11 protein-coding genes are annotated in these 13,661 nt (G+C 71.8%); 6 read left to right on the top strand and 5 right to left on the bottom strand.

Features of this window, described 5'->3' with window-relative positions; all coding sequences use genetic code 11:
- The first annotated feature begins 64 nt into the window (after positions 1–64).
- The 3 genes from ACNF49_RS39975 (at position 65) to ACNF49_RS39965 (ending at position 1,403) form a co-directional block, all read left to right on the top strand.
- The gene (locus ACNF49_RS39975) at positions 65–331 is read left to right on the top strand and encodes a hypothetical protein (protein ID WP_482940956.1); all 267 of its coding nucleotides are present in this window, start codon (positions 65–67) and stop codon (positions 329–331) included.
- 119 nt (positions 332–450) lie between these two features.
- The gene (locus ACNF49_RS39970) at positions 451–597 is read left to right on the top strand and encodes a hypothetical protein (protein WP_482940955.1); all 147 of its coding nucleotides are present in this window, start codon (positions 451–453) and stop codon (positions 595–597) included.
- The gene (locus ACNF49_RS39965; RefSeq protein ID WP_482940954.1) at positions 594–1,403 is read left to right on the top strand and encodes a carbon-nitrogen hydrolase family protein; all 810 of its coding nucleotides are present in this window, start codon (positions 594–596) and stop codon (positions 1,401–1,403) included. The genes ACNF49_RS39970 and ACNF49_RS39965 overlap by 4 nt, the downstream gene beginning before the upstream one ends.
- A gap of 272 nt (positions 1,404–1,675) precedes the next feature.
- Here ACNF49_RS39965 and ACNF49_RS39960 read toward each other — a convergent pair whose 3' ends face one another.
- Positions 1,676–2,410 (bottom strand): TetR/AcrR family transcriptional regulator, encoded by a 735-nt coding sequence (locus ACNF49_RS39960; RefSeq protein ID WP_482940953.1) that lies wholly within the window; start codon positions 2,408–2,410, stop codon positions 1,676–1,678.
- Between the two features lie 30 nt (positions 2,411–2,440).
- Between ACNF49_RS39960 and ACNF49_RS39955 the strand changes: the two genes are divergently transcribed.
- The 3 genes from ACNF49_RS39955 (at position 2,441) to ACNF49_RS39945 (ending at position 7,745) form a co-directional block, all read left to right on the top strand.
- Positions 2,441–3,052 carry an NADPH-dependent FMN reductase gene (locus tag ACNF49_RS39955; protein WP_482940952.1) on the top strand — a complete coding sequence of 204 codons (612 nt, stop codon included), beginning with the start codon at positions 2,441–2,443 and terminating at the stop codon, positions 3,050–3,052.
- 2 nt (positions 3,053–3,054) lie between these two features.
- Positions 3,055–4,077 (top strand): aldo/keto reductase, encoded by a 1,023-nt coding sequence (locus tag ACNF49_RS39950; protein ID WP_482945646.1) that lies wholly within the window; start codon positions 3,055–3,057, stop codon positions 4,075–4,077.
- A gap of 419 nt (positions 4,078–4,496) precedes the next feature.
- The gene (locus tag ACNF49_RS39945; RefSeq protein WP_482940951.1) at positions 4,497–7,745 is read left to right on the top strand and encodes an AfsR/SARP family transcriptional regulator; all 3,249 of its coding nucleotides are present in this window, start codon (positions 4,497–4,499) and stop codon (positions 7,743–7,745) included.
- Positions 7,746–7,751: 6 nt separating this feature from the next.
- Here ACNF49_RS39945 and ACNF49_RS39940 read toward each other — a convergent pair whose 3' ends face one another.
- The 4 genes from ACNF49_RS39940 to ACNF49_RS39925 all read right to left on the bottom strand — a co-directional run bounded on the left by ACNF49_RS39940 (position 7,752) and on the right by ACNF49_RS39925 (position 13,611).
- Positions 7,752–8,723, bottom strand: coding sequence for a hypothetical protein (locus tag ACNF49_RS39940; RefSeq protein ID WP_482940950.1), 972 nt, complete (start codon positions 8,721–8,723; stop codon positions 7,752–7,754).
- Positions 8,723–10,117 (bottom strand): phenylacetate--CoA ligase family protein, encoded by a 1,395-nt coding sequence (locus ACNF49_RS39935; RefSeq protein ID WP_482940949.1) that lies wholly within the window; start codon positions 10,115–10,117, stop codon positions 8,723–8,725. The genes ACNF49_RS39940 and ACNF49_RS39935 overlap by 1 nt, the downstream gene beginning before the upstream one ends.
- A gap of 297 nt (positions 10,118–10,414) precedes the next feature.
- A complete protein-coding gene (locus ACNF49_RS39930; protein ID WP_482940948.1) occupies positions 10,415–12,889 on the bottom strand; it encodes an FtsX-like permease family protein in 2,475 nt (824 codons plus the stop codon).
- A complete protein-coding gene (locus ACNF49_RS39925; protein ID WP_482940947.1) occupies positions 12,883–13,611 on the bottom strand; it encodes an ABC transporter ATP-binding protein in 729 nt (242 codons plus the stop codon). Before ACNF49_RS39925 ends, ACNF49_RS39930 begins: the two co-directional genes overlap by 7 nt.
- Positions 13,612–13,661 lie beyond the last annotated feature (50 nt).

Raw genomic sequence — 13,661 nt, 5'->3', positions numbered from 1 at the left:
AGCAGGCGCGCGACGACGCTCTGCGCGAGCGGAGCAGACCCTGGCCGAGCACCGGACGCGCCGGTTGCCGCCGGGCTGGTGCTGCCCCGAGCCGGCTGACCTCAGCGGCGACCTCGGCGACGGCGTACGCGGGGTGAGGCTGCCCGAGGCGAGCGTTGCCGTCGCCCGGCTGCTGGACGGCGCCGTGGTGCTGCACCACCAGGGCCGGCAGATCCGGCGAGGACGAGCACACCGCCCTCACGGCTGCGCCCTGGCCGTCGGCCTGCTCGTCCTCTTCCACGACGCCCATGAGCACCTCCTCCGAAGCGGAACGCTTCCCGATGAGCACTGACAAGCCCCCCGCCGGCTGCGGTCTCCGCCGAAAACGGCCCATACAGCCCGACCAGGGATGACTCCTGGCCGAACGAGCCGTCGTCACGGATGCCCCACTGCCACGCAGGGCAAGATCCCGTGACCGCGGTGCACGGCGACCTCGACTCCGACAGACTCGCCCGCATGCTCGGCATCCAGATCGACGTCGCCGTCGCCTGGCAACCAGCCTCCGGCGACTGGATGACCTACGCCGCCAGCGTCAGCCGCCGAAGGAAGGACTCATGAAAGCATCGATAACGGTCGCGCAGATCCCCATCACCTGGGACATCGCAGAGAATCTGTCGACCATCGCGGCGGTCCTGGCCGACAGCCAGCCGGACGAGATCGTTGTGCTCCCGGAGGGCGCCCTGTCGGGTTACGGCTCTGACCTGTCGGTTCTCCACCATCTCGACCCCACGACGCTCGCCCGCGCCATCGACGATCTCGCCACGTTGGTGCGTGCGAAAGCGGTGCACCTGTTCTGCGGCTCGCTGCTGTTCGAGCACGGCGCCTGGTGGAACGCCGCCCTCTACCTCTCGCCACACGGCACCAGATGGACCTATCGGAAGATCAATTTGGCGATGAACGAGCGCGGCCTGCTGCAGGCCGGATCCGAGCTCCCCGCGCTCCAACTTCACCTGGCCAACGGCCCTCTCACCGTCGGCGTCCAGCTCTGCCGCGAGATCCGCTTTCCCGAACAGTGGCAGTACCTGGCCGACGCAGGAGCACAGGCTTTCATCTACCTCACCCACGCCGCCAACCTCACCGAGCCGGCTGGAGTTTGGCGAAGCCACCTGATCAGCCGGGCCGCAGAGAACCAGCGGTTTGTCTTCGCGGCCAACGTCGCCGATCCTCACCAGCACTGCCCCAGCATGATCATCTCCCCTCGCGGAGAGAGCCTCGCCGAGGTGCCCGCCACCGGCAAGGGCATGCTGCGGGCGACCATCGACACGGACGAGGCCGCCGACTGGTATCTCGGCCAGCGGAGGCGCGACGTCGTCCACCTTCGCTACCAGAACAGGCCAACAGGGCATGCATTCGGACGGTTTTGATATCCCCAGTGCGGGAGACGCGGCGCCGCGAGGCCGCCGACCGGGTCGCCACGCTGCAGTTCGACCGGCACGGCAACCGCATCTGGCGGCAGGCCAAGGCGCTGCTGGGCGCTGATGCCAGTACCGAGCGCGAAGTACATGCCAAGCCTCGGGACGTGGAGCCTGAGGTCGGCAGCCAGAGGACCCCGATCCCGGCTCGAGTTCTGCTCAAGAGGCCCTCTTCGGCTCGCGTCAGCGGCTGCACACCGTCTTCGCGCCATTCGAGTCAGGTGTCACTCGTGTCCGGGCGTGCCGCTGTGGTGCAGGTGACCGTACAGGAAGGCGTGGACGCCCGCGGTGACCGTCTCGGTGATCTTCTCGGCGGACAGGGTGGTGTGATGCGCCGGCAACCCGGCTGAGACCAGCAGGAGCAGGTGTAGCGCCGCGCGGTCGGGGTCGTCGATGCGGAGCATCCCTCGGTTCGCCAACCGACGCAGGTGGGCGGCCAGTTCGCGGCGGACCCGCCGTGGTCCGGTCTCCTGCCAGGCGTCGATGGCTTCCTTGGGGATGTGGTCCGCTTCGGCGTTGATCTGTCTGACCAGGGAGAAGTGGGCGGCGCTGTCGGGCCTCGGTGTCACCCAGTCCCGTCCGAAGTCGATGAGGTCGGTCTCCACGTCGGTGACCTTGCGCAGGTGGCGGTCGATGATCGCGATCTGGATGTCGGCGGCCTGTTCGGCGCTTTCCTGGATCACGACGCGAAACAGTTCGGCCTTGTCGGTGAAGTGGTTGTAGATGGTCCGGGTGGACACTCCTGCCTCGGACGCGATCGCGTCCACGCTGGCGCGGGTGTATCCGTCGCGGGCGAACACCGTCAGGGCGCCGTCCAGGATCGCCTGCCGTTTGCCGGTCGGCCCTCGGTGAGGGCGGGGTGTCGTGCTGTCTTCCGTGGTCATATGGGGCCTTCCAGCAATTTTACAAGGAGCGTTGTAATTTTTGCCATACACGTTGTACTTTACCTCGTGTCGCACCCGGGCGGCATCTTGTGAGGAGAGCCACGCATGATCAGGATCGCCATTGTCGTCGGCAGCACCCGTCCGCGGCGCCGGACCGCCGTAGCGGCCCGCTGGGTCGCCGAAGTCGCCGCCCATCACCCCGCCGTCATGGCGGGACAGGCCGCCTTCGAGGTCGTCGACCTGGCCGAATGCGGCCTGTCGGTACTGGACGAGCCGCTGCCCGCCCTGTTCGGCGACTACCGTCACCCGCACACCAACCGGTGGGCCGAGACCATCGCCTCCTTCGACGGGTTCGTGTTCGTCACCCCCGAGTACAACCACTCGGCCCCGGCCGCGCTGAAGAACGCCATCGACTTCCTGTTCGCCGAGTGGAACAACAAGGCCGCCGGGTTCGTCAGCCACGGCGTCCACGGCGGCGTGCGCGCCGTGGAGCACCTGCGGCACGTCATGACCGAACTCCAGGTCGCCAACGTGCGCACTCAGGTCGCGCTGTCGGCCTTCACCGACTTCGAGATCACCGACCCGGCCGAGCCCGGCACCCTCGCCCCCGGCCCACACCAGGAGCCGGCCCTGAACGAGTTGCTCGACGAGGTCATCGCCTGGTCCCGGGCGCTGCAGCCGCTGCGCCAGGAAACCGGTCAGGCGGTGAGCGCATGAGCATGCGATACCGGCTGCTGGGCCGTACCGGACTGCGGGTCTCGGAGGTCTTCCTCGGCGCGATGACCTTCGGCGAGGAAGAGATCGGCGCCTCGCCCCAGGAGGCCCGCCGCATCGTGGACCTGTACGGCGAGGCCGGCGGCAACCTCATCGACACCGCGAACTTCTACTCGGGCGGGCGCAGCGAGACCATCCTCGGCGAACTGCTGACCGGCCGCCGTGACAGGTTCGTGCTGGCCAGCAAGTACACCGTCGCACGCGACGGCAGTGATCCCAACGCCGCGGGCAGTCACCGCAAGAACCTCACCCTGTCCCTGGAAGCCAGCCTGCGCCGGTTGCGTACCGACTATCTCGACCTGTACTGGGTCAATCTGTGGGACCGGCACACCCCGATCCAGGAGACCATGCGGGCGCTGGACGACGCCGTCCGCGCCGGGAAGATCCTCCATATCGGCATGTCCGACGCGCCGGCGTGGGTCATCGCGCAGGCCAACACCCTGGCCGAGTGGCGCGGCTGGACCCCGTTCGCGGCCCTGCAGGCTCCTTACAGCCTGCTCAACCGGGACATCGAACGCGAGCTGCTGCCCATGGCCCAGGCGCTCGACCTGACGGTCGCCGCCTGGGGACCGCTTGCCCACGGCGTCCTGTCGGGCAAGTTCACCTCCGCCGGTGGGCCGCAAGCCGGCACGCGGGTCAGCCCGCGCTCCCTCGGAGCCCGCGAGCACGCCGTCGCCCAGGCCGTACGGGAGGTCGCCGACGAACTCGGCGCCACCTCCGCGCAGGTGGCCATCGCCTGGACCCGGGCGCGATCGTCCGCCGTGCACCCGATCCTGGGCGCCAGGAACGCGGCGCAACTCCAAGAGACCCTCGGCGCCCTGGACCTCACCCTGCCCGACCACGCCGTACGACGCCTGGAGGCGGCCACCGACTTCACCCTGGGCTTTCCCGGCGACTTCCTCGCCCAGGCCGGCCAGGCGGTGTTCGGCGAGGCCTCGGCCAGGCTCGATGGAAGACCTCTGCCATGAGCGAAGAACGCGGGCCCGCGGCCGCCGTCCATCTGGTGGCCGGCGTTCGCGGCCATGGGCACCTCCGCCGGCCGGGACCTCGGTCTCCGCGCTGTCCGGCGCGGACCCTGCGCGGCCTGTACCGATCGGTCTACTTGACGGTTGGGAGGAGGACGCCGCGTCGGAGTGTCCGCCATTCTGGTCTCAGAGCCTTGCGCTCACCCGCGACCGAAACCCTGAGCGGGCTACCAGCTCGAACTGGTTACTCCCGGGTAGAGCCAACCGCTGTTCCATTGTTCCCCTGGGCCGATCACGGCTGATGGCACCCGACACCGGCCGTCGCTGATCGTCCGGCTTTGCCGCGTTTGTCAAATGGGTGTCACCAGAGGTGTACTGCCTTCCGGAAAGCTGATCATCCGATCACGCACGAGGGAGGACCGGTGGACTTCGCGATCCTGGGCACCATTCGCCTCAATGGTCCCGGCGGCCGGATCCGTCTCAGCCGGAAGCAGCGGGCCGTGATCGGGGTCCTGCTGCTCCACCCGAACGCGACCGTTTCCACCGAACGCCTGATCGGCGCCCTCTGGGACGACCCGCCCCGCTCGGCACTGTCCAACGTCCAGACCTACGTCCATCAGCTCCGCCGCTCCCTGGAGGGCAGCGGCCTGTGGCTGGGGACCGAGGGGTCGGGGTACGCCTGCGAGGTCCCGCCGGAGCGTCTGGACCTGCTGGTGTTCGAGGAGGGCGTACGCCGGGCGCGCAGGACACGGGCGAACGGCGACCTGGTGGCGGCCGAACGGGAGTACGCGGCCGCGGTCGCGTTGTGGCGCGGAACCCCGGCCGAGGACGTACCGCTCAGCGGGGCCGTGGCGCCGCGGATCACCGAGCTGGAGGAGCAGCTGGCGGTGGCCAGATCGGAGTGGATCGACGTACGGCTCGCGCTCGGCCACGACGGGCTCGCCGCCGAACTGCGTACCCTCGTCGCCGCCCACCCGCTGCGTGAGCGGTTGCGAGAGCAGCTCGTGGTCGCCCTGCACCGCAGCGGGCGGCGGGACGAGGCCCTCGACGCCTTCCGCGAGGCGCGTGAGCTGCTGGTGGCCGAGCTGGGCATCGAGCCGGGCCCGGAACTGCGCCGCCTGCACGCCGCGCTGCTCTCCGGCGACGCCGATCGCCGTTCGCCGCTGCTCCCCGGCGAGGCCGATCATCACTCGCCACCGGCCGGAGAGGCCGGGCGCCACTCGCCGCCACCGACAGGAGAGGGCGGTCGTCATTCGCCGCCGCCGGCCGCAGACGCCGACCGGCAGGGCATGCCGCCTTCCGCGGACGTCGAAGCGGGCGCGCGGCCGATGGCGTTCCGGGGGCTGTGCCAGTTACCCGGCGATACCGCGGACTTCGTCGGGCGTGCGGGAGAGATAGCCGAGCTGCTGGGGCTGCTGCGGGCGGGCGCGGATCGGCTCGGTCCGCCCATCGTGGTCGTGTCCGGTCTGCCCGGGGTGGGCAAGACCACGCTCGCCGTACGACTGGCGCACCTGTTACGAGCCGACTATCCCGACGGGCAGCTCTTCGTCCGGCTCGGACGGGACGCGCGCGGTCCCCGGGAGCCCGGCGAGCTGCTGGACGTGCTGCTGCGCTCGCTCGGCCTCGACGGCGCGCTCATCCCCGTCCCGGTCGAGGAACGCGCGGCACTGCTGCGTCAGCGGCTGGCCGACTGGGCGGTGCTCCTCGTGCTGGACGACGCCGTCGAGGAGGACCAGCTCCGCCATCTGCTGCCGGGCACCGCACGCGGCGCCGTCCTGGTGACCTCCCGCTCTCCGCTGCCCGCCCTGGAAGGTGCCGTACGGCTCACGCTCGACCTCCCTGACGAGAAGGACGCCAGGCTCCTGCTGGAACGCGTGGCGGGTCCGGACCGCATCGGTTCGGCGCCCGGCGCGGCCGAGCAGATCCTGCGTTCCTGCGGCCGGTTGCCGCTGGCCATCCGGGTCGCGGGAGCCCGCCTGGCCACCCGGCCGGTCTGGCCGGTCAGCGAGTTCGCCACCCGGCTGGCCGGACGGGGCCTGGACGAGCTGGTCGTCGGCGGGCTGGACGTGCGCGCGACGTTCGAGCCGAGCTACGCGGCGCTGCCGGATCCGGCCAGGCGCGCGTTCCGGCTGCTGGGCCTGGCCGGGCTGGACAGCGTGGCGGAGTGGTCGGTCGCGGCCCTCCTCAGACGACCCGCCACGGAAACGGACGCGGCGCCCGCCGGACCGCCTGGCTCGGACGGCGATGCGGACAAGCCGGGGGCGGCCGCGCTGGAGGCCGATGCGCACGAGCCGGGGGCGGCCGTGCTGGAGGCGGACGCGGACAAGCTCGCGCTGGAGGCGGATGCGGCGCTGGAGACGCTGGTCGCGCGGGGCATGCTCACCTCGACCGAGGTGGACGGGGCCGGACAGCCCCGCTACCGGCTGCACGACCTGCTGCGGGTGTACGCGCGGGAACGGGCGCAGGCGGAGGAGACCCCCGAGGGGCGGCGTGCGGCGCTCACCTGGCACGTCCTGGAATGCCTGCGGCGTACCCGGGCCGCCACGCGCCGCCTGCCGATCCTGCTGGCCCCGCCGTACGAGCGCGAGCCGGAGGAGGGGCCGGCGCCCGACGTACGGGTGAGCGAGATGTGGCTGGCGGCCGAGCGCCGTACGCTGATGCTCGCCCTCAGCACCGCCGCCGAGCTGGGCCTGAACGACGTGGCGGCCGAGCTGGGGCACCACCTCACCAGCTATTTGATCATGGATCGGTTCCTGGCCGACGCCGAGCGGGTCCAGCGGATCGTGATCGGGCTGGGCGATGGGCGCGCCGCGCTGCGGGCCCGGCTGCTGCTGGCCACCGTGGAGATCGAATGGGGTCGGTTCCCGTCGGCCGAGGCCATGTGCGGCGTGCTTCTGGCGGAGTTCGGCCGCGCCGGCGACAGGCATGGAGCGGCGTACGCGCTGATCGTCAGGGCCGCCGCGCGGCACGGCATCGGCCATTTGGACGAGGCGCTGGCCGACGCGTACGCCTGCCTCGACCTGATGGCGGCTCACGGCGACGCCGCCGGGCTGGCGTACGCGTGGACCTGGCCTGTCTGGATCCACGTCGAGCGCGGTGAGCACGGGCGGGCCGTGGAGATCGCCAGGGCGCGGCTGGAGGTGACCGAGAAGGACGACTACGCCATCCGCGGCAACCTGCTGCGCGGCCTCGGCACCGCCCTCCACCAGCGGGGCGAGACGGCGGAGGCCGTCGTCCGCTACCGGGAGGGCCTGCTGACGGCGCAGGCGCTCGGCGATCGCGCCGAGACGAGCAAGGCGCTGCGCCGGCTGGGGGAGGCACTGGGTGCGCTGGGCCGCTTCGACGAGGCGACCGAGACACTGGCGGCGAGCCTGCGGCTGTTCGTGGTGAGCGGCGACACCCTCGGCGAGGCGCTGGCCGGGCACACGCTCGGCGTCGTGCACCTGCGCCAGGGCGAGCCCCACCGGGCGGTGGCGGACCTGCGGACCGCGCTGGAACGGCTCGGCGGCGACGGGCCTTCGGTGTGGCGAGCCCGCATTCTCAGGGAGCTGGGCCGGGCCTACGCCCTGCTGGGGCGGCACGAGGAGGCGGTGGCGGCGTGGCGCGGCTCCCTCGCCCTGTTCGGCGACGCGGCGGAGGGACGGGAGGTGGCCGCGTTCCTGACGCCCTGACCCACGCTATTCGCCGAGCCGCCACACGACCGGCACGCCCTGCGTTCCCGCCAGCCTGGCCTCCTTTCGCGCCAGCCCCGGTGTGGCGCCCTCGGCGACCAGCACGCCCTCGGGCGACAGGGCGGCCCACATCCCGGCGGGCGCGTCGGCCACCTCCAGCGCCCGGTTCACCTCCGGCCGGGCCGGGGCGGGCGTCCGGCGGGCCTGCCACCGCCGCCAGTACAGCCACTGCACGACGATCAGCGGCCCGAGCACGGTCAGCAGCGGCAGCAGCCGGCCATGGGACAGGACGAAGGCGATGGACAGAGCCAGCAGGACGGCCTCCAGACCGGCGGCGCACCACGCGGCCGCCTTCCCGTACGCCCGCAGCGCCACCACCGGCCAGATCGACAACATCAGGCAGTCGCCGAGCCCGATGAGGGCGGGATCGTCGCCGTAGGAGGAGGCCAGCACGGGCGCGAACGGCAGCCCCTGCATCCGCTGGACGAAGTCGGCGGTGAGCGACGTCAGCCCGGTGGCCAGCGTGTCGTACAGGGTGAGGGCGGCGGCCAGGGCGGCCACCTGCGCGGGCGTGATCGCCGCCTGCACCCACATGTTCACCACGCCGACGACGAGCAGGATCAGCAGGGCGTCGTTGATCACCAGGAGCGCGGCCGGCCATCCCAGCGCGAAGGCGGTGACGTCGGCGGCGCACAGGAGCAGGGCGGCGATCATGCCCCACCGGCCGCCCAGCACGGGGGCGAGGGTGAGCTGGGTCAACGTCAGGACCACAAGCCCGAAGATCGACACGACGACGCCCGTGGGCAGGTGCAGGTACGCGAACGGCATCACGACCAGCGTCACCACCATGACCGCGATGTCCGCACCCACCATCCGGCCGACCGGCGGTCTGGGCATGACGTAACGGCGCAGGTACGCGGCGGTGAGCGCGACGGCCAGAGCGACGAGGGCGTACAGGGCGAGCACGTACGGGGTCATCACAGTCCTCGCTCGAAGCTGATCTCCAGCAGGTCCGTGCGCAGCCGGCAGGGCGTGGGCAGGTCCTCGGCGGTCTCGACCAGAACGATGCCGGTCAGGGGCAGCCCGTGGGCGCGCTCCTCCAGCCGGCCGAGCAGGCCCTGCTCGGCCTTGCCCGCGACGACGTACAGGATGGTGCCCTCCAGGGCGTAGCGGGTGGGCAGCGGCAGCGCGTGCTCGGCCTGCAGCAGGTCCAGCACGTCACGCGTGGTCAGCCCGCCGGGCGACCGGCGGCCGAGCACCCGCGAGGTGGCGGGCAGGGCGGCGAGGGCGCACGTCGGGGCCTCGGCCAGAACCTGGACGAGGTCGCCGGTGACGTACCTGAGCAGGAGCGTCGTGTCGCGAAACGTGGAGTACGGCGTCACGACGATCGTGCCGATCTCGCCGGGAGCGGCGGGGGCCAGGGTCTCGGGGCCGAGTATCTCGACCAGGCCCTGGTCGGCGGACAGGTGCAGATGACCGTCGGGGCAGACGCGGCCGGACACCGGGGCGATCTCGGTCATGCCGTACCCGTCGCGGACCTCGGCCCCGAACGCGTGCTCCGCCCGCTCGCGCAGCGCGTCGGTGAGGACCTCGCCGCCGGACCAGATGGTGGTCAGCGCGAAGTCGGCGGCCCGCCAGCCGCCCCGCTCGGCCTCCTGGACGAGCGCCGCGAGGTGGGAGGCCGGCACGTTGAGGTGAGACATCTGCGCGCGCTTGCCCGGCACGTGCAGCGGAGTGGCCAGCCGGTCGAGCGTGGCGGCCGGGTCGATGGTGCCCAGATGGGCGAACACGGCCCCGGTACGGGTGACGGCCCGTTCGGTGAGGATCTGCGCAACGGACCGCGAGCTGCTCGCGTTGGCCCACACGTCGTCCGTGCGCACGTTCCCGGACATCATGAGCGAGAGCGCCGACAGGCACGACAGCAGCTCGATCTCGTAGGCGGAGAACCACACGAGCGTGGGCGTGCCCGTCGTGCCCGTCGTGTGCGCGAGCACGGATGGCTTGGCCAGGTCGGAGACGAACGCCGCCGGCCTGCCGCGCAGGTCGGCCTTGGAGGTGGGGGCGATCGAGGCCAGGGTCTGCGGGGTGATCGAGGCCGGGTCCACGCCGTGCTCCGCGAACCACCGCCGGTAGTAAGGGCTCTCCGCCGCCGCGTGGGCCACCGTGCGCCGCAGCCGCCGCCGGGTGAGGTCCTCCTGGAGCTCGGGGTCGTTGCCCGCGATCAGGTCGTCGGCGCCCTCGCCGGGCGAGCCGAACGTCTCCAGCGTCTCGCGCATGTCGTCGACCAGCGTGTAGACGTCCCGCAGCCGGAACCTGCGCCCCGACATCATCGACCAGGCGTAGCCGAGCTGGCGTACCGCGGTGCCGAACACGCCGCTTTCCTCCCGTCGTGGTGTCCCCCGGGAGCGGGCTCCCGGGGGATCACTCGCTGTTCGTCAGACCTGCAGACCGAAGATGGCGCTGGACAGGGTGCTGACGGCGTACTTCGCGTAACGACGGGTGGTCTTGACCATGACGAACTCCCAGTTCCTCAGGGGGCGCACCGATCGCGCCCTCTGCGATCAAGACTGGGAGCCGCTGCCAGAGACCCCCTACACAGCCGCTACAAAGTCATTACAAACAGCTGGTGGCGGGCCCCGTCCCGGTGCCGCGTTCCGCGCCGCAGCGGCTCAGCCTCGGGGAGTCGCCACTGTCCTGGTCCGGGTCGCGGGCAGTACGGCCGTCAGCACCGCGAGGACACTGCAGAGGCCGATCAGCCCGGTGACCGGTTGCCAGGGGACGTCGATGGCCACGGGCCCGGAGAGTTGCGCCAGCGCAGCGTACAGCCCGAGCAGTCCGAGCCCGGTCGCGACGGCGGCCAGGACCACGCCCACTGCCACCACCAGCAGCGCCTCGGCCATGACGTACCTCAGCACCTGAGCCTTGGCCGCACCGAGCAGGCGCAGGGCGGCGTGTTCGCCGACTCGGTCCGGGGCCGCCATCAGCAGCGTGTTGACCAGGGCGATCACGGTGTAGCTCAGCATGATGCCGAGCACCACCAACAGGCCGAGGCGGCTGGCGGAGGTCTGACGGTCGTTGGTGGCGGTGGCCCAGGCGGCTTTGGTCAGGGCACGAGCGTTGTGCCCGTCGGTGGCCCGTTGCAGTGCCTGCCGGACCTCGGTGGCAGAGGCGCCGGGGCGCAGTTTCACGTACGCGACCGACGGCGGGGCGGACAGGGCGTGGGCCGAGGCGAGGTAGGCGTCGGCGGGTGAGCCGGCGCCGAGCAGCGCGACGACTGTCAGGGTGGCCTGGCTGCCGTCGGCCCGCCACATCCTCACGCGCTGCCCCAGGTTCAGCTCCCAGGTGGGCGAGACGGCGATCGTGTCGTCCCCCAGCTTCGCGAGCGATCCTGCGGTGACGGGGACCGACAGGGTGCTGGTGAGTGCGGCTGGGTTCACGGCCTCGGCGGCCCGCCTGACCAGCTGCGTGCCCGCCCCCTCCAGTGTGTAGAGGCTGGTCGAGGTGACGGTGGCGACATCGGCGCCGGACACGTCACGCAGGCGGTCGAGGAGTTGCCGGTCGAGCCCGACCGCGCCGGTGGGCACCACCACGTAGTCGGCTCGGACGGGAGTGGTCTGCATCGCCGCCTTCGTGGCGTCGGTCATCGCGGTGGCTCCGAGCAGGGTCGCGGCCAGGGCCACGGTGACCATGACCGGTGCGGCGACGGCGGCGGTACGCCGCGCCGAGGCGCCCGCCCACGCCGCGACCACCAGCGCGCCCGCACCACGAAAGCGGCCGAGAGGAGCGGCCAGCAGCGCAGTGACCGGGCGGACGAAGACCGGGGCGAGCAGCCCGACAGCGGCGATGAGCAGCATGACGACGGGCATGAACGTCTTGTTGTTGGTCGCACCGTCCGGGTCACTGACGGCGTTGACGGTCATGCTGACGACCGCGGTGGCCAGCAGGCCGCCTCCGGCGACCCAGCGTCCGATCGTCATGGCCTTCGGTTCCACCGCAGCAGTGCGCAGTGCCTCCGCCGGCCGTACCCGGGCGGCGCGCCAGGCGGCGGCGACCACGCCGAGCACGGCGACCAGCAGCCCGACGGCGAAGGCCACGAAGGACGGCACGGGCGAGGTGGACGGCGTGAGCCAAGCGGGCGCCATCCCGAGCGAGATCAGCCAGTGCAGGATCGGCTGGGCACCCAGCGGGCCGAGCACCGCGCCGAGCACGGAGGCGGCGACCGCGATCAGGAGCGCCTCGCCGTACACCATGCGTCTGACCTGGCCGCTGGTCGCACCGATGGTACGGAGCAGGGCGAACTCCCGCTGCCGTTGACCGACCGCGAAGGCGAAGGTGGAGGAGACCACGAAGATGGCGATGAATCCGGCGAAACCGGCGGCGATGCCGATGATCGTGTTGGCGTTGTTCCGTGCCTGCTCGTCCGCTTCGCGGGTCGGATCGAGCAGCGCCCGATCCTGACCGGTCAGGACCATCGCCCGGCTGGAGACCTGCGGTGTGTCCTGCTGAGCCGAACGGGGCACGGCCGCCTGGCCCAACGCGGCGCGCACTTCCGCGACGGGACGCCAGAGGGCGAGCGCGTCGATGCGCGGCGACAGCCGGGCGGCGTGCTCGTCGGCGAAGAACACCGTGGGCTGTGAAGTCGCCGAGGCCAGCCCCACCACCTGGTACGTCCTGGTCCCCGCGGTGGTCACCACCCGGACGCGCTGACCGGCACGGGCCCCGGCGGTGACGACGATCTCGCCCTCCCCGGCGGGCGCCCTGCCGGCCACCAACCGCTGTGGCGCCGTACGGGCGGCGGACCAGGGACGGCCCACGGCGGACGGCCCTTCCACGAGCTGCGCGGGGAAGATCCGGTCGATCACGGCCCCGGGCAGCCGGTCGGCCAGTTCAGGCGCCAGGCCGCGTGGCTGGGCCAGCGGCGCGCTGCTCTCGCCGTACGGGCTGCTGAGGGTAAGCCGCTCATCGGGCGCCACCACGACGGGGGCGGCGGCGTACCGCTGCGGCACGCGGTCCGGCGAGGACAGGCTGGAGGCCAGCACCTGGCCGAGCGCGGCCATCAGGGCCGCGCCGAGCGCCAGGGCGAGAAAGGTGCCGACGAAGGACAACGATCGGGTACGCAGGGTGGACCAGGCGATGCTCAGCATGACGCCTCCAACTGCAACATCTTGGTCGCGACCTGCTCGGCGCTCGGATCCCGCAGTTCGCCGAACACCCGGCCGTCGGCCAGGAACACCACGCGGTCGGCGTAGGACGCGGCCACGGGATCGTGAGTGACCATGATGATCGTCTGAGCCTGCCTGTCGACCAGGTCCCGCATCAGCCGCAGCACGTCACGGCTGGTGCCGGTGTCCAGAGCACCGGTGGGCTCGTCGGCGAACAGTACGGCCGGCCTGGTGATCAGAGCGCGGGCGATGGCGACGCGCTGCTGCTGGCCGCCGGACATCTCGGCGGGCCGGTGGTGCATGCGCTCGGCCAGGCCTACGGAGGCCAGGCTCTGGCGTACCTGTCGGGTGTCGGGCCGGCGGCCGGCCAGGCGCAGCGGCAGCGCGACATTCTGGGCGGCGGTGAGCGAGGGCAGCAGGTTGAAGGACTGGAAGACGAACCCGATCCGATCGCGCCGCAGCAGCGTCAGCTTCCTGTCGCCGAGCGTGGCCAGGTCCCGCCCGTCGACGACCACTCGGCCGGAGGTCGGCCGGTCCAGCCCGGCGGCGCACTGCAGCAACGTCGACTTACCGGACCCCGAAGGCCCCATGACGGCGGTGAACGTACCGGCGCCGAACACGATAGACACGTCGTCGAGCGCCGTCACGCCGTGGGCGTGGTGTTTGGTGACCGAGCTCAGGTCGACCGCTTGCATGGGATTCATGGACGACGACACTAGGCACGCCAACATCTGGGCGGTACCGGACAAACGAC

Source organism: Actinomadura sp. ATCC 39365, assembly GCF_054392275.1.
Note: the sequence above shows the minus strand (reverse complement) of the source record. Positions and strands in the feature narration are given on the sequence as shown.